16 protein-coding genes are annotated in these 14,908 nt (G+C 59.0%); 3 read left to right on the plus strand and 13 right to left on the minus strand.

Features of this window, described 5'->3' with window-relative positions:
- Positions 1-9 precede the first annotated feature (9 nt).
- Together NIM86_RS02780 and NIM86_RS02785 are read right to left on the minus strand one after the other, a co-directional pair.
- Positions 10-786, minus strand: coding sequence for an SDR family NAD(P)-dependent oxidoreductase (locus NIM86_RS02780; RefSeq protein ID WP_253378919.1), 777 nt, complete (start codon positions 784-786; stop codon positions 10-12).
- On the minus strand, positions 787-2,481 hold the full coding sequence (locus NIM86_RS02785; RefSeq protein WP_253378921.1) for an FAD-dependent oxidoreductase: 1,695 nt from the start codon (positions 2,479-2,481) through the stop codon (positions 787-789). It lies immediately after the preceding gene.
- Between the two features lie 128 nt (positions 2,482-2,609).
- On the opposite strand from NIM86_RS02785, the gene NIM86_RS02790 reads away from it, so the two are divergent.
- Together NIM86_RS02790 and NIM86_RS02795 are read left to right on the plus strand one after the other, a co-directional pair.
- Complete coding sequence (locus tag NIM86_RS02790) at positions 2,610-3,545, plus strand: helix-turn-helix domain-containing protein (protein ID WP_253378923.1); 936 nt, start codon at positions 2,610-2,612, stop codon at positions 3,543-3,545.
- A 105-nt stretch (positions 3,546-3,650) separates the two neighbouring features.
- Entirely contained in the window at positions 3,651-4,217 is a 567-nt protein-coding gene (locus tag NIM86_RS02795) for an NIPSNAP family protein (RefSeq protein ID WP_253378927.1), read from the plus strand.
- Here NIM86_RS02795 and NIM86_RS02800 read toward each other — a convergent pair.
- Positions 4,195-4,953 carry an SDR family oxidoreductase gene (locus NIM86_RS02800; protein ID WP_253378932.1) on the minus strand — a complete coding sequence of 253 codons (759 nt, stop codon included), beginning with the start codon at positions 4,951-4,953 and terminating at the stop codon, positions 4,195-4,197. The genes NIM86_RS02795 and NIM86_RS02800 overlap by 23 nt on opposite strands.
- A 217-nt stretch (positions 4,954-5,170) precedes the next feature.
- On the opposite strand from NIM86_RS02800, the gene NIM86_RS02805 reads away from it, so the two are divergent.
- Positions 5,171-5,947, plus strand: a complete 777-nt coding sequence (locus NIM86_RS02805) for an SDR family NAD(P)-dependent oxidoreductase (RefSeq protein ID WP_253378933.1) — start codon at positions 5,171-5,173, stop codon at positions 5,945-5,947.
- A gap of 3 nt (positions 5,948-5,950) precedes the next feature.
- Here NIM86_RS02805 and NIM86_RS02810 read toward each other — a convergent pair whose 3' ends face one another.
- The 10 genes from NIM86_RS02810 to NIM86_RS02855 form a co-directional block, all read right to left on the minus strand.
- Positions 5,951-6,739 carry an IclR family transcriptional regulator C-terminal domain-containing protein gene (locus NIM86_RS02810; protein WP_253378934.1) on the minus strand — a complete coding sequence of 263 codons (789 nt, stop codon included), beginning with the start codon at positions 6,737-6,739 and terminating at the stop codon, positions 5,951-5,953.
- A 155-nt stretch (positions 6,740-6,894) separates the two neighbouring features.
- Positions 6,895-7,554, minus strand: coding sequence for a glutathione S-transferase family protein (locus NIM86_RS02815; protein ID WP_253378935.1), 660 nt, complete (start codon positions 7,552-7,554; stop codon positions 6,895-6,897).
- A gap of 43 nt (positions 7,555-7,597) precedes the next feature.
- Complete coding sequence (locus NIM86_RS02820; protein WP_253378937.1) at positions 7,598-8,752, minus strand: acyl-CoA dehydrogenase family protein; 1,155 nt, start codon at positions 8,750-8,752, stop codon at positions 7,598-7,600.
- Positions 8,753-8,784: 32 nt separating this feature from the next.
- Entirely contained in the window at positions 8,785-9,588 is an 804-nt protein-coding gene (locus tag NIM86_RS02825) for an enoyl-CoA hydratase/isomerase family protein (RefSeq protein ID WP_253378938.1), read from the minus strand.
- Positions 9,585-9,902, minus strand: coding sequence for a DUF1330 domain-containing protein (locus tag NIM86_RS02830; protein WP_253378939.1), 318 nt, complete (start codon positions 9,900-9,902; stop codon positions 9,585-9,587). The genes NIM86_RS02825 and NIM86_RS02830 overlap by 4 nt, the downstream gene beginning before the upstream one ends.
- 11 nt (positions 9,903-9,913) lie before the next feature.
- Positions 9,914-10,657 (minus strand): SDR family NAD(P)-dependent oxidoreductase, encoded by a 744-nt coding sequence (locus NIM86_RS02835; RefSeq protein ID WP_253378940.1) that lies wholly within the window; start codon positions 10,655-10,657, stop codon positions 9,914-9,916.
- Positions 10,658-10,668: 11 nt separating this feature from the next.
- Entirely contained in the window at positions 10,669-11,844 is a 1,176-nt protein-coding gene (locus tag NIM86_RS02840) for a thiolase family protein (RefSeq protein WP_253378941.1), read from the minus strand.
- Positions 11,841-12,302 (minus strand): PaaI family thioesterase, encoded by a 462-nt coding sequence (locus NIM86_RS02845; RefSeq protein ID WP_253378944.1) that lies wholly within the window; start codon positions 12,300-12,302, stop codon positions 11,841-11,843. The genes NIM86_RS02840 and NIM86_RS02845 overlap by 4 nt, the downstream gene beginning before the upstream one ends.
- Complete coding sequence (locus NIM86_RS02850; RefSeq protein ID WP_253378946.1) at positions 12,299-13,495, minus strand: acetyl-CoA C-acetyltransferase; 1,197 nt, start codon at positions 13,493-13,495, stop codon at positions 12,299-12,301. Before NIM86_RS02850 ends, NIM86_RS02845 begins: the two co-directional genes overlap by 4 nt.
- 102 nt (positions 13,496-13,597) lie before the next feature.
- On the minus strand, positions 13,598-14,902 hold the full coding sequence (locus NIM86_RS02855; protein WP_253378947.1) for a TRAP transporter large permease: 1,305 nt from the start codon (positions 14,900-14,902) through the stop codon (positions 13,598-13,600).
- Between the last annotated feature and the right edge of the window lie 6 nt (positions 14,903-14,908).

The raw sequence follows: 14,908 nt of genomic DNA on the forward strand, positions 1-14,908 counted from the left end.
CCTACATCGTCATCGCGAATATCCGGGGCGCGGAACAGAGCCCATAAGCGTCTGGCTCAACCCGCCGTCGATCACCAGCTCCTGACCATTGATATAGCTGGCTCTGTGGGACGCCAGAAAGACGACCGCATCTGCCATGTCCTGCGGCTGGCCGATACGCCCTGTGGGAACGAGCGCTTCGCGGGCGGATCGAACGGTCCCGTTTTCATAGAAGCTGGCCGACAGCGGCGTCTCGACCAGGCCCGGCGATACGACATTGCAGCGGATACCTTTCGGTCCCCACTCATAGGCAATCTGCCGCGACAGCATGACCAGCGCCGCCTTGCCGGGAGAATAGGCGCCCGAAAAGGGTTGCGGCTGGCTGGCGGAAATGGACGCCACATTGACGATGGACCCAGCGGTCTTCTTCATCATTTGCGCGCCAAAGATCTGCGCCAGCCGCAAACACCCGTCCAGATTGACCGCCATCATTGCCTGCCAATCCGCTATCGGCAGTTCGTCGAGCGGCGCAGGCTTCAATATGCCGGCATTGTTGACGAGAATATCCGCTCCGCCCTCTTGCGCAATTCTGTCTGCCACCGTTTCGATCGCTGCCGCATCGGTAACATCGCATTCAAGGCCGATCCCACCGATGGCCTCTGCCGGCTCGTCAAGGCCGGTTCCCCTGCGATCCAGAAGAAAGACCTTCGCTCCAAGATCCGCGAAGCTCTGCGCCACGGCACGACCGATCCCTCCCGAAGCTCCGGTTACGACAACGGTCTTTCCTTCGAAATCGATCCAGCGCATTCACTCTTGCTCCGCCAGAAAGCGACCGGTGATATAGCCGAAAGTCAGGGCCGGACCGAGCGTGATGCCGGCCCCGGGATAAGCTCCGCCCATAATCGACGCCCTATCGTTGCCAACTGCGAACAACCCCTCGATTGGAGCACCGTCAGACCCGATCACCTGCCCCTTCACAGTCGTCTGCAACCCATCGAATGTACCGAGATCGCCCATTATAATGCGCAGTGCGTAGAACGGGCCTTTCCGAATTGGCGCGACGCATGGGTTTGGACGATGATCGGGGTCGGCCAGATAGCGATTGAAGGCGGTGCTGCCACGGCCGAACTGTCGATCCTCCCCGCGCGCGGCATCGTCATTATAGCGCGCTGCGGTTTGTTCGAGCCCGGCGGGATCGATGCCTGCTTTTCGCGCCAGTTCCGCAAGCGTCTTGCCACGAACGAGATAGCCATTGCGCAGCCATGGCGACAAAGGCATTGGAGCCGGCTTGGCGTGGCCCAGTCCATATTTCCGAACGGTTCGATGATCGGCGATCAGCCAGCAGACCGTCTCCGCCTGCCCCTCGCAGGCAGCGAGCAATGCCTCGCCGAAGTCATGATAGCTGTTGCTTTCGTTCGTGAAACGCCGCCCGTTCTTCAGCACCGCAAAGATTCCGGGCTTATAGCGGTCCAGAAGATGCGGAAAAGCGGTGTATCCACCCTTACCGTCAGGCACTTTCGAGACCGGCATCCATGCCGACGTGTTGGGATAACGGGTTTCGAAAGGCACGCCGGCCCGTTCGGCCAACCGGATGCCATCGCCCGTGTTTTCCAAAGGAACAGGCGAAAAATGCTCTCCGCCCCGGCGCAGATGCTCGTAGGCCTTACCGATCCTGTCGTAATCATGGGCAAACCCGCCTGCCGCCAGAACGACCCCTCTCCTTGCCGTAACGGTTTTATTCTTGCCGCCAGCCTCAACCTCGAGCCCAGAAATCCGTCCATCTTTTGCCAGAAGGGCTTTCGCTGCCGTATCCGTATAGATCGGAATACCGAGGTCGAAGCACGTCTTCGCCAACCGCGCCGCCAAGGCATTGCCAGACGTGATCTGCGTTCCGCGTCCGTGACGCAGATATTCTGCCCCGTGGGCAAGCAGCCGCTTCGTAACATAGGCGAGCGAACGCGCGCTTTTGGTGACGTTAAAGAAATGCTTGATGTCGGCATTGGACGAATTGAACATCATGCCCATGAAGGTGATGGTCGAAAGGGGAGGCCGAAGCCTCTTCAGATTGTCGCCCAGTTGGCTGGCATCGAAAGGTTTGGCCAGCACAGAGCGTCCCGTTTCTGCTCCGCCGGGCGCATCTGGATGATAGTCGGGATAAAGTGTCGGCACGAAGGAGACCGCAGTCTCTTCCTCGAGGAAGCGCAGCATTTGCGGACCTGTTTCGAGATAGGCTTCTACGGCGTCGGCATCGAAAAAATTACCGGTTTCGTATGCCAGATATTCTCGCGCACGGTCGATATCATCTTCTGGATCATCGGGGTTTCCGGGTATCCAGAGTACGCCGCCGGAAAAGGCGGTCGTGCCGCCGAACACACTGGCCTTTTCGACAATGACGACATCCAGTCCGTTTTTCGCCGCGACGATGGCGGTCGACATTCCCCCTGCCCCCGATCCGACGACCGCGACATCGCAGGCTATATCCTGCTGCAGCGAATGGTCCATCGTCGCTCCTCCGTCGTGGCTAATGGCCTCGACAAAGAAACAGGAGCTCGATTGGCAGGCGAATGGACGCAGATAAGAGATGCTTGGACTTTTTATTCGTCCAGACCAACCAGTGAAGGAGGAGCGCGATGAGGCAAGAGGCTCAACGGAAGGCGGCTCTAAACGCCATACCTCAGTATTTCCTCTACGGTGAGCAAACCACGGAGAGCGATGACGACCTGCCCCATATCGAACCGATCCGCTATCGATCCGGCTCCCACGACTGGATAATTCGCGCCCACTCCCATCCCGATCACGTCCAGATTCTCTTTGTGGAGAATGGTGGCGGCCAGATCACGATTGAAAACCAGCGGATCGCATTCGAAGCGCCTTCCTTCATCATCGTGCCGGCAGCGATGATTCATGAAATCCGCTTTCGGGAGGGGACCGATGGTCACGTCATCACCGCTTCGACGCACTATGTTGCAGCGGCGGCGCAGGGCGATGTCCGACTTATAGAGACATTTGACGAGCCCGGTTGCTTCATGTTGTCGATGGACGACCCCAACACCAAAACGCTCCAAGACGGCCTCAAACGCATGGCCGACGAAACAGCGTGGGCCGCTCCGGGCCGGCGTATGGCGACCCGCTCGCTTTTTCAGATCGTGCTGGTGGCGTTGATGCGCTACCGCAGCCGCCGCGGCAGCGAAGCCATGATTGCGGCTGACCGCGACTACCGGATATTACTTCGCTATCGCGCTCTACTGGAGCAGCACTTTCGAACCGAGAAGCGGCTGGAGTTTTATGCCGACGCCCTTGGTATCACAGCTCCACGGCTGAATAATGCGTGCAAGGCGCGCGCAAGCCGGACCGCCTCAGAGCTTCTGCATGCTCGCATTCTGATCGAAGCCAAGAGGCGGCTGACCTATCTTGGCGTGACGGTGGCCGAAATCGCCTATGATCTTGGCTTCGAAGACCCGGCCTACTTCTCCCGCTTCTTCTCCCATCGCGTCGGCATGGCCCCGGGGGCGTACCGCCAGCTTCAGGATGCGGAACGACGGCAGCAATCGGCTTTTCCGCACTAGAGATGCCTCTTCGACGAGGGCAATCATCCAACAGGACGAGCGGTTTTTCCATCGCCGGCAAACGCCGAATTTCGCACCGTGCGAAAAACCCGGGGAGTTGTCGAAATGCTTTACGAATTGCGCATCTATGATCTGAAAGCCGGATCAGCGCCGGCCTATCTCGATCTCTTCGTCAGGCGTGGGATCGGCGCTGTCACAAGGCACCTTCCGCTCGGCGGCTACTGGCTCGCCGAAAGCGGGCCGCTCAACCGTCTCTACCACCTCTGGATTTACGAGAGCCTGTCGGAACGCGACCAATGCCGGCGACAATTGGCTGCAGACGACGAATGGGTAGAGGGTTTCGTGCCGGAGGGGTTTGCGATGATCGTCTCTCAGACCAATCTTTTGATGAGCCGGACCGGGAAATCGGCTGCTCTGGATGCGGTCGAGGCCTCACGGAGACAAACCCATCGAAATCTGGGCGTTGGCGAGCCGACAATGGCCACGTCGTTTCAATACTTAACGCGTGAGGCGGTGCAGATCGAAGATCAGCATATCGCCCAATGGCGTATCGTTTCCGGTCATTGGCCAGGCCAGTTTATGACATTGCATGGCGGGAGCGCGTTCGCCTCAGTCGGCCAGCCGCTTTCGCATATCCTTCTGCGGCCTATCAGTTGTTCGCCGCTTCGGTAGAAAAGGCGTCGCCTGCCGCGCCATAAGCGGTCCAACCGCAATCGACCGGCAGTGTGACACCGGTTATGGCGGAAGCAGCGTCCGAAGCAAGGAAGACAATCGCATCGGCTATTTCTTCTGGCGTTACGAAGCGGCCAGCAGGCGTTCGACGGACAATCTGATCCCCATCGATCAAGCCATCCCGGATAAGCCCCTCAACCAGTTCGGTACGCACATAGCCGGGCGCGACGGCGTTGACACAAATTCCAGCACTCGCCCATTCGCAGGCCAGAGAGCGGGTCATGGCGACGATCCCAGCCTTGGCCGCACCGTATGCGTTGCGGCGAGGCAGGCCGCCGAGAGCGGCAATCGAAGTCAGGTTAACAATCTTGCCTCCCCGCTTGTGCATCATCATGGAGCGCGCCGCATGTTGCGCGAGCAGGAAGGCTCCGCTCAGATGAATGTCGAGGACACGGCGGAACCGATCGATCGATTGGTCGACGGAGGCGATATTCACATCGCCGATGCCGGCGCTATTGACCAGCACATCTATTTCTCCAACGCTGTCGAAAATAACTTCAACAGCCGCGGCATCTGTGACGTCGCAACAATAGCCGGCATGGTTCCCGGTTCCGCCGAGCGCCTGCGCCGCCGATTGCGCCCGGCTTTCATCGAGATCGATCACGACAACACGCTCGCCCTGTCCGGCAAATCGGCGAGCCGTCGCCAGGCCGATGCCGGAGGCGCCGCCAGTCACGATAATTGTTCTTCTTGACTGTCCCACGGCTCGAAATCTCCATTTGAAACGGGCACCGTGAAGTCAGCCCGCCCCGTTCGCCATGTACGAAAGCGAACAAAGCTTGGATTTACCGGTCGAACCGCATCAGAAGTGCAATCGCATTGTCTCTTCGTCCATTTCCCATCAAATCCACATGCCGCAGCATGGTCCAAAGACTTTGGGAGACCGGACCAAAATGCATATCGTTCTGACAGGTGCCAGCGAAGGAATTGGCGGAGCTGCTCTAAAATTGCTCGCGCAAAACGCGAAGCCCTACAATAAGCCGCTTAGAATCGTTATGACCGCGTCAGGACGGAAGCCCGCACCGGACGCCTTGATTTCCGAACTGCAGAATATGGGCGCTGAGACGCTTTATCTGACAGGCGATCTCGGAGAGGAAAGCACCGCAATCGCGCTTGCCGAAAAAGCCCTCGAATTTCTCGACAATGACATCGATTTATTTGTCTCAAATGCGGGTGCCGGCGCACCTGCAAAACTGTTCGAACAGTCCCTTGCCGAATGGGACAGGATGTTCGACCTCAATGTCCGCTCGACGTTTATCCTCGCGCAAAAATTCTACCATGCGCTGAAGACAGCCGGCGGATCGGTGGTTGCGGTGGCGTCGATGTCGGGCATGCAAGCGCATCCCGGTCAGGCCGCCTACGCACCGGCAAAAGCCGCGCTGATTTCGCTTGTCGAAAATCTGGCCATCGAATGGGCGCCCGACGGCATAAGGGTGAACGCTGTCGCTCCGGGCATGATCCGCACGCCATTGACCGAAAAGCTCTATCAGAAAGAGGGCGTCCTCGAAGCACGCGAAGAACGTGTTCCGCTTGGCCGTGTTGGGAAGCCCGACGACATTGCCAACATCATCCGTTTTCTCGGTAGCGCAGAGGCGGCCTATATCACCGGTCAGACAATTCTGGCCGACGGTGGCATCAGCGCGACGGGACTGCTCGACATTCCTGCCTGAAATTCACCACGCCATTGTCTGTGACAAACGTTCGGATGCGATTTTCAACTCCGGCAGGAATTGCTCACGCAGATCGTCGACTGAATGACGCGCCGAGACCGTTGACGCGTTCAACGCGGCGACAACACGGCTGTTTCGGCTAAATACCGGAACCGCTATTGAACGAATACCCATCTCAAGCTCTTCGTCGATAATGGCGTAACCATTCTGGCGGACCTGGGCGATTTCTTCCAGAAACGACTTCGGATCGGTCAGGGTTTTCGCCGTGTACTGGCTGATCGGATAGGCCTCTAGCCAGCTTGAGAGCTCATTCTCGGACAGCGCGGCAAGGAGAACCCGGCCGATGGAGCTGGACGAGGCCGGCAGCCGCGTACCACTGACGATCCGGGACGAATAGATGCGCCGCACCTCGACCCGTTCGATATAAACGATATCGGCGCCATCCAGCACACCGACGGAGGCGCTCTCGTCCAGCTTCTGCGTCAGGCTGTAGAGAACGGCGCGCGAACCCTCCCCCAATCCGAGCGGCATGAGAAAACCTCGGGAGAGATTGACCAGCTTTGGCGTCAGCCAGAAATATTTGCCATCAGTGTCGACATAGTGAAGCTCCGCCAGGGTCAGCAGAAGACGGCGCGCCGTTCCCCGGCTGAGATCGGTCAGGCGCGCCGCATCCGTCAGGGTCATCCGTCCCTGCAGTCGGAGCGCTTCATCGGTGGTGAAACATTCGAGAATCGCAAAAGCGCGCGCAACGGATCCCACAAAATCTGTCGCGCGCTTCTCATTGTCCGACACAGTCAATAACCCCTCATGCGGATGCCTATTCGCGCAGGTTTTGCATCCAGTGTTTCATGTCGCCAGTCTGCGGCCAATCGACCGCAATTTTCGGGCGAAAGCAACAGGGCGATGCCGGGGTCGACAATCCACCTTCGCCACTATCCCGACCTTTGTCAGTCGGCTGGTTTGGCGGGAATGTCTGTCGGTAGAGCCTCATTCGAAAATTCTGTCGCCTTGACCGATTCCCGTTTGCAGAATTCGGCGTGCCAAGCCGCAAGACGGTCCCGACCGCGACGCCACTGACGATCCGCAAAGCGAAAATCGTAATAGCAGAGCGCGACACCGACGGAGATATGACCTGCGTCGAAGGGGCGATGAGACATTTCGTCTGCCTCGCTTTCCAGCCTGTCCAAAACAGCCTCGAATTTCTTCACACTGGCCTGGATTACGCGTTCATCCTGCTGTGTCTGGTCGCGCATCCGCGTTTCGATGAGGAGGGTAACGCCTACCTCCATCATCCCGGTGCCGATCGCCTCGTAACGCAGGGCTGCGAGCCGCTCGCGCGGATTGGAAGGGAACAGAACGGGTTCCGCAGTTCCTTCCATATCCGCCCATTCCATGATGACACGGCTGTCGAAGAGCGGCGGTTCGCCGGCTCGCTCCAAGGTTGGAATTTTCGCCAAAGGATTGGTGGTGAAGAATTCGACTGGCGGCAGAAACGGGTCGGCAACTGTCCGAACGGTCTCGACATCGCCGGCAAGCCCTTTCTCGTGGAGCGCCACCATGACTTTACGGACATAGGGCGAGCGCGGCGACCAGTGCAATTTCGTCATTCCATTTCTCCCACCTTCTTTACGAATGCCCTGACGGATCACATCAACGCCACGCGGCCTGACCGGTTAAGTCACGGCCATGGATAAGGGCCAGAATCCCCTGTGTGCCGTCCGGCACCTGAAAAACACGAGCATCGGCCCACAATTGAGCGAGGCCCAGCTCTTCGGAGATACCCATCCCGCCGCAAATATGCATGGCGCTGTTGATGATCTCCACGGCGGCCTCGGTCGCCAGGCGCTTGGCCATAGCCGACAATCCGTTCGAGCGTGCGCCCTTGTCGAGCGACGCCAGAGCCATCAGACAGGTCAGGCGCGAGGAGATCAACTTGGCCTGCATATCGGAAAGATCCTGCTGGATCAGTTGCCGGCTGGCCAGGCTTGAGCCGAATTGGTGGCGGTCGTTGGCGTGCTCTAAGGCCATATCGTATGCACGCTGAGCAATAGAGAGCGCCATCAAACCAATGAGTGGCCGGTTGGCGTTCCAGACAATCGTCATGTATTTGCCGGCGTCTCCCGGCTCACCGATAATATTTTTCAGCGGCACTTCGGTGCGGTCGAACGTAACTTCGCAGAGATGACCCTGCTTCAATCCGTTAAGCGCCGTTTCGGACAGGCCGACATCGGATTTCGAAAGATCGACCATGACACGCTGTGGAATAGGACGGCCCCGATCGTCCTTGCCGGTCGAGCAACTGACGATCATGCAGTCGCAGATCGAGGCGTTGGTGATCCACATTTTCTTGCCGGTGATGAAGGCCTTTTCGCCGTCGACCTCCAACCGGGTGGACACGGCATTGCTGTCCGATCCCGCATTCGGTTCCGAGTTGGCTGTGCAGACGATCTTTCGTCCTGCGATGAACTCATCGAGATATTCGGATCGAAGCGCTTCGTCTGCACCGGCGTTGAAACGTACGGTCGAGCCGTCATGACTAAGTAGCGACAGAGCGACTACGGGCGGCAGTTGCTCCATGATCAAACCATAGTCCAGCAGCGAAAGGCCCGATCCGCCATCGCTCTCGGCCAAACGCGCGGAGGTGACGCCGAACTCCGCAAGGTGCGTGTATATCTCCAGCATCGCCGCGCGATTGAGCGGTTTGTCGGTCGGCTCGCGATCCAAAATCGGTTGAATGCTGTCGTTCGACATGCGCTTTGCCATGTCCACCAGCATTGTCTGGTCGTCGGTCAGTTCGAAATCCATGATCGTTCCTCGGCGGCTGTTCTTTGGTGCGGTCAGTTGCCGCGGAAAATGGGCTTGCGCTTTTCGGCAAAGGCTTGCCGTCCTTCGATGCGATCAGCGCTGTCCCGCAGAAGACCCCAGGCCAGATTGGCCTGCGCGACAAATTGCGCGGGCGCCTCATGCGCTGTCTCAACGGCGAGTTTCTTGACCATCTGGACGGCCAGAGGTCCGTTCTGTGCGATGCGTTGGCCTATAGCCAATGCACTTTCCATAAGCTCGGCAGGGGAACAGATATCGCTGACAAGCCCCATCGAAAGCGCGTCCGCTGCATCGATGCGGTCACCGGTCAGCGCAAGCTTCATTGCGTGGGCGGCAGGAATGGCGCGGAGCAGATACTGCACGCCGCCGACCGCCGGCACGCTGGCGACTTTCACCTCCGGAAGCGCAAAAGAGGCGCTGTCGCTGGCGATCCGCAGATCGCACTGAAGCGCCAGTTCCAAACCGCCGCCCAGACAGTAGCCATTGATGGCGGCGATCATCGGCTTCCAGATCTGCAGATCGGTCAGGTCGAGAAGCCTCGTATAACCACCGTCCTTTGCCTCTACCTGCCGGCTCAACAGAACATTGCGGCCGAAGCTGTTTTCCGGCGGGAAGGTCTTTTTGAGGTTGGCGCCAGCGCAAAAGGCGCGATCGCCCGCACCGGTCAGGACGATCGCCCGGATACTGTCGTCGTTCTGGCAGGCCGAGAGCACTTCGCGAAGTTCTGTCAGACCGTCAGGGGTAAGCGCGTTCATGGCGGCCGGGTCGTCCAATTCAACGATTGCCACCGCACCTTCCGATTTTCGATTGACGCTCATATTCGGTCCTCCCTCTCGCTTTCGTCGATGCCGGGCGCCGCCCAGACGTCGAATTCACCCAGACCTTCTCTCAGGGGTTTGATGCGCTTCTGGTATTCGTCGGAATGCCAGAAGGCGTGCAGAGCCTGCATGTCGTCAAAAGCGAAGCAGGTGAGGCGCTGATATTGGAAATCGCCCTCAAGGGCCTCGGCAGACGATCGCTTGACGAGATAGCGCCCGCCATGCGCAGCGACGCAATCGGCTACCTCGGTGCGATAACGATCCCAGCCGTCGGGGGATGCGGCGCGGGCCAGAACGAAAAGATAGGCTGTCATTCGACTCTCCTTCAAACGCTTGGGCTGGAAAGAGAGCGGCCGCCGCAGACGTAGAGGAGTTGGCCGGTCACGTAGTCATTGTCTTTCGACGCGAAAAAACCGACCGCCCGTGCGATGTCGTCAGGCTGGCCGATCCGCTGCATCGGCACCGTCTTCGCCAGCCTGTCCCGCTGTTCGTCCGTGTAGGACATCAGAAGCGGCGTCTCGACAATGCCGGGTGCGATTGCGTTTACGGTCACGCCCTTTTTCGCAAGCTCGATAGCGAGGGTGCGCGTGAGGCTGACAACACCGCCTTTGGAGGCGGAATAGTTGGCCTGGCCGAAACCGCCGAGCCAGGCGCGAGAAGCGATATTGACGATACGGCCATGACCCGTTTCGACCATAGCTGGAATGACGGCTTTAGCGCAGAGAAACTGGGACTTCAGGTTCACGTCCAGAACGATATCCCAATCGTCTTCCGTCATGTTGACGATGCGCTTGTCACGGGAAATTCCAGCGTTGTTCACCAACACATCGGCCGTCTTCCAATGAGACGCCAGCACCGAAGCCGCATCGTCAACCGCGCTCTTGTCGGTCACGTCGACCTGCTGACCGAAAAGGACCTCTTCGGCTACGCCAATCTGTTCTGGAAGGGCGGCCAATGCATCGGGATCACGATCCCAGACGGCCACCCGATAACCTTCGGAAAGCAATTGGCGGGTGATACCCAGTCCGATACCCTGCGCACCGCCGGTGACGATTGCGACTCTGCTCATCTTGCGCTCCCTCAGATCGTCAGAATCGTAACGGCCGCGATGGCGCTGTCGCCGTCGAGCTGGCCGCCATTGTTCTCCGCTAGCGCGACCTTTGCGCCGTTACGCTGACGCTTGCCCGTCGTTCCGCGCAGCTGCTGGGTCAGCTCGATGATCTGGGCTGCGCCCGTTGCGCCGAGCGGATGACCGCGTGACAGCAGCCCGCCTGATGGATTGACCGGAATCCGTCCGCCAATTCCAGTTTCGCCAGACCGGATCAGTTCGATAGCGCCGCCATCGGGGTCACAAAGCCCGAGATTTTCATAGTGGATCAGTTCGGCCGGGGCCGATGCATCGTGCAGTTCGACCACGTGCAGATCTTCCGGCCCGATACCTGCAATCTCGTAAGCTTTGCGCGAGGCCGTGACCGCAACCGGCTCTCTTTCGCCATGTGCTTTTGCGCTGACGACAGCTGAGGCTCGGATTTTGACAAGCGGCACATCGCGTTTGCGGGCGAAGTCTTCCGAGGTGAGCAGGATAGCCGCGCCGCCATCACCGATGGACGAGCACATGAAGAGAGTGAGCGGATCGGAAATCATCCGGCTCGCCATCACCTCATCGACACTCGTTTTGTTTCGAAACTGCGCGATAGGATTGAGACTTGCGGCGTGGCGGCTCTTGACGACGACCCGCGCAAAATCTTCAGGCGTGCCGCCGGTCCGGGTGGCCCATTTGCGGGCCTTGTTAGCGTAGAGATCCATGAAAATGGAGCCGGACCCGGCCTTATACCCTTCCGGGAGTGGTTCTTCGATATCGACTGCGCCGGAGAAAGCGCCGAAGGAGACGCGTTTGTCCTCGTGGGTCATCTTTTCAGCGCCCACCACGAGGACGGATTCCGCCTGACCGCTCGCGACCATCAACCAGGCCAGATGAAATCCGGTAGAGGAAGAAGCACAGGCATTCTCGACATTGAACATGGGCTTGCCATCGAGGCCTGTGTCGCGGAGCGAGGCCTCGCCCCGGATCATCTCCTGACCCGTGATCATGCCTGCCGCCGCATTGGCGAAGATCACCTGCTCCACATCCTTCGCTTCGCTGTTGGCGTCCTTCAGCGCAGCGGCGACCGCCTCCTCGGACAGGGACTTGAGATTGCGGTCCATGAATTTGCCGAAAGCGGTCATGCCGATACCGGCGACGACGACATCTCTCATCTTTCTGCTCCTGAATGTTCTGAATCTCTTTTTGGAAAGACGCGCTTGAACGTGCCGCTCGCCGAAGCGATCAGCGCGCCGCCGCTGTCATGCAATTTGGCTCTGGTGAATGCGATGGACTGTCCGCCACCGACAACGACACCAGTGGCGACGAGCCGTTTGGTTTCCGGAACGCCCATAAACTCGGTGGTAAGAGACAGAGTGAGCGTTCCGCTAAGTGGCGTATCAGCGCCGCGAAAGCGCGTGGCAAAACCCGATGCGGCGTCGAGAATGGTCGTGTAAACGCCCCCATGGGGACGCCCCTCCGCGTTCAGGTGGCGATTGTCGAGATCGAGTTCGAAAACCGCGCCATCGCCATCGAGCCGGCGGAACACCACGCCGAGCTCCCTGAGAAATGCGTTTGCCTCGACGATCTTCTTCAGATCGTGAGGGGGTCTATATGCGTCGGGCGTCTTCATGAGCGTTCGAAGAGTGCCGCCATGCCCATGCCGCCGCCGATGCACATGGTTTCCAACCCGTAGCGCGCGCCGCGCCGCTTCATCTCGTACATCAGCGTTGTCAGAATGCGCACGCCGGTGGCGCCGATGGGATGACCGAGAGAAATTCCGGAGCCGTTGACGTTGACCCGGTCGTGGTCTGTCACGTCGAGCGCCTTGAGTACCGAGAGGGCCTGCGAGGCAAAGGCCTCGTTCAACTCGATGAGATCGATATCGTCGAGAGAAAGACCGGTTCTGCCGAGCACCCTGTTGGTCGCGGGGACAGGACCGATACCCATCCGAGCCGGGTCCACACCGGCAGCTGCCCAGCCGACCAGGCGCGCCATCGGCTCCAGATTATGTTTCTCGGCATATTCGCCGGAAACGACGAGACAGGCGGCGGCGGCATCGTTCTGCTGACTGGCGTTGCCCGCTGTCGTCACTCCGCCGTCATGGATCGTTCGAAGCGCCGCCAGGCGTTCGACCGTTGTTTCGGGTCGGATGCCTTCATCGCGCGTGATTGTCGTTGTTCGCCCCTTGCGGTCGGAGACATCTACAGGGACCACCTCTTCATCGAACAGGCCATCGTTCCACGCATTGTCCGCTCGTTCATGGCTACGCGCCGCGAAAGCGTCGGCCTCTTCGCGCGTAATACCGTACTCGCGCGCCAGAGTATCGGCTGTTTCAGGCATACCGGAGATATAACCGAAGCGTTCTTCAGGCTGTGACCGCACGCGGCCACGATCCAGCCTGTCATGCAATTGGACACTGCCCATACGACTGCCCCACCGCATGTCATTGGTGTAGAACTCGACATTGGACATGCTTTCGACGCCAGCGACGAGGACGGCATCGGACTGTCCCGTCTGCACATGCATGGCCGCGTTCACCACAGCCTGCAGGCCAGAGCCGCAGCGCCTGTCGAGAGTGTAGCCGGGTGTCTCGATAGGCAAACCTGCCGCCAATCCACCATATCGGCCGAGGCATGGCGCCTCGCTGGAAGCATAGGACTGCGCCACGATGACATCGTCGATCGTGTCTGGCGGTACGGATGTGCGCTCCAGCAATGCTTCTACGATGTGCATCATAAGATCGACTGCAGTCAGCGACTTCATTCCGCCGCCAAACTTGCCGATGGGCGTCCGTACCGGCGCTACAATGAAGGCATCGCTCATGACCGGCACTCCCCACCGGCCACAACCACGGGTCCGCAAAGTGGACAAATGTTCAATTTTGATTTGGACATGGTTTTTCCCTGTTGGCGTCGGTTGTTACGGCTAGAGAAGGTTCGGTAGCCAGACCACGAGCTGTGGTGCGAAAGTAAAGAGCACCATGGCGATGACGAAGATCGCCACGACCGGAAGACTGGCACTGAAGACATTTTTTGTCGTGATATTGGGCGCCGACCCGGCCAAGGTGAAAAGCGTATAACCGAATGGCGGCGTGACACCCCCAACGGTAAGGTTGATAAGGAAGATCGCCCAGAACCAGATGGGGTCAAAGCCAAGCGCGGACACAAGCGGCTCGTAGAGAGGCACGGCCATAAGTAGAAACGCGACCTGATCGATGAACATGCAGAGGACGAGCGGAAGCAACATCATCAGGGCGAACATCGCAATTGGCGCCAGGCCCAGTTCCGTCGCCCAGGAGACGAGAGAGCGTGACGCGCCCGTGAAAGCAACGAGCTGACTGAAAAGCGTCGACGAAGCCACGATTATCATGATCATGACACTGAGACGCGTCGCGGACGTCAGGGCGTCCCTGAGCATCGACAGGGAAACCTTGCGATAGATCGCCGCCACGCCGATCGCTCCAAAAACGCCTGTGGCAGCGGATTCGCCGGGCGTCGCGATGCCCAACATGATCAGCCCCATCACCATGAAGATGATCAGCATGAAGGGCACCATCTTTAGGCCGGCCATCCAGGCACTGCCCCGATTTTCAGAAACCGCATCGACATTGGGCGGCGCGAGTTCCGGATGCCTTATCACCGAGAAGGCGACATAGCCGGCGGTCATCAGTGAAATGATAATGCCGGGCACAATGCCTGCGACCAGCAGGCCGGCAATGGAGACATCGGCCAACGATCCGACGATAATGGCCAGAAGAGAGGGTGGAATGATGGGGGCGAGCGAAGCGCCGGCAAGAACCACCGTCGCGGACAAGCGTGGCGAATAGCCGCGCTGCTCCATATTCGGCAGCGCCGAGCGTCCCAACATGGCGGTGACCGCGATAACCGAGCCCGACAGAGCCCCGAATATCGTCGCGATCAGAATGACCACCGCATAGAGTCGTCCCCGGATCTGACCGACCAGCCTGTCGACGGAGTCGAAAAGCACATCGACACTTCCCGAGCGGAAGAGGATTTCTCCCATCAGAATAAACAGCGGGATGGTCGCATAGCTCTCGGTCATCAGGCTTTCCGACAAGCTATTTGCGAACAAGCCGAAACCGCGAGGGCCGATAAGAATAACCGTGGAGGCCAGATTGACGATCAGGAACGCTATGAAAACGTTCAGACCGGTCATCATCAGGCCGAGCAGCGAGCCGACAAATATCAAAAGGACCGTGACCCATTCCATCGCGGT

This window comes from Notoacmeibacter sp. MSK16QG-6, assembly GCF_024158145.1.
Taxonomy (GTDB): Bacteria; Pseudomonadota; Alphaproteobacteria; order Rhizobiales; family Rhizobiaceae; genus Notoacmeibacter.

Excerpts from the sequence above, each read along its gene's own strand:
- NIM86_RS02850 (WP_253378946.1), bottom strand. The coding sequence starts at position 13,495 with ATGAGCGATGCCTTCATTGTAGCGCCGGTACGGACGCCCATCGGCAAG.
- NIM86_RS02785 (WP_253378921.1), bottom strand. The coding sequence starts at position 2,481 with ATGGACCATTCGCTGCAGCAGGATATAGCCTGCGATGTCGCGGTCGTC.
- NIM86_RS02820 (WP_253378937.1), bottom strand. The coding sequence starts at position 8,752 with ATGGATTTCGAACTGACCGACGACCAGACAATGCTGGTGGACATGGCA.
- NIM86_RS02805 (WP_253378933.1), top strand. The coding sequence starts at position 5,171 with ATGCATATCGTTCTGACAGGTGCCAGCGAAGGAATTGGCGGAGCTGCT.
- NIM86_RS02845 (WP_253378944.1), bottom strand. The coding sequence starts at position 12,302 with ATGAAGACGCCCGACGCATATAGACCCCCTCACGATCTGAAGAAGATC.
- NIM86_RS02830 (WP_253378939.1), bottom strand. The coding sequence starts at position 9,902 with ATGACAGCCTATCTTTTCGTTCTGGCCCGCGCCGCATCCCCCGACGGC.
- NIM86_RS02790 (WP_253378923.1), top strand. The coding sequence starts at position 2,610 with ATGAGGCAAGAGGCTCAACGGAAGGCGGCTCTAAACGCCATACCTCAG.
- NIM86_RS02835 (WP_253378940.1), bottom strand. The coding sequence starts at position 10,657 with ATGAGCAGAGTCGCAATCGTCACCGGCGGTGCGCAGGGTATCGGACTG.
- NIM86_RS02815 (WP_253378935.1), bottom strand. The coding sequence starts at position 7,554 with ATGACGAAATTGCACTGGTCGCCGCGCTCGCCCTATGTCCGTAAAGTC.
- NIM86_RS02795 (WP_253378927.1), top strand. The coding sequence starts at position 3,651 with ATGCTTTACGAATTGCGCATCTATGATCTGAAAGCCGGATCAGCGCCG.
- NIM86_RS02825 (WP_253378938.1), bottom strand. The coding sequence starts at position 9,588 with ATGAGCGTCAATCGAAAATCGGAAGGTGCGGTGGCAATCGTTGAATTG.
- NIM86_RS02780 (WP_253378919.1), bottom strand. The coding sequence starts at position 786 with ATGCGCTGGATCGATTTCGAAGGAAAGACCGTTGTCGTAACCGGAGCT.
- NIM86_RS02855 (WP_253378947.1), bottom strand. The coding sequence starts at position 14,902 with ATGGAATGGGTCACGGTCCTTTTGATATTTGTCGGCTCGCTGCTCGGC.
- NIM86_RS02840 (WP_253378941.1), bottom strand. The coding sequence starts at position 11,844 with ATGAGAGATGTCGTCGTCGCCGGTATCGGCATGACCGCTTTCGGCAAA.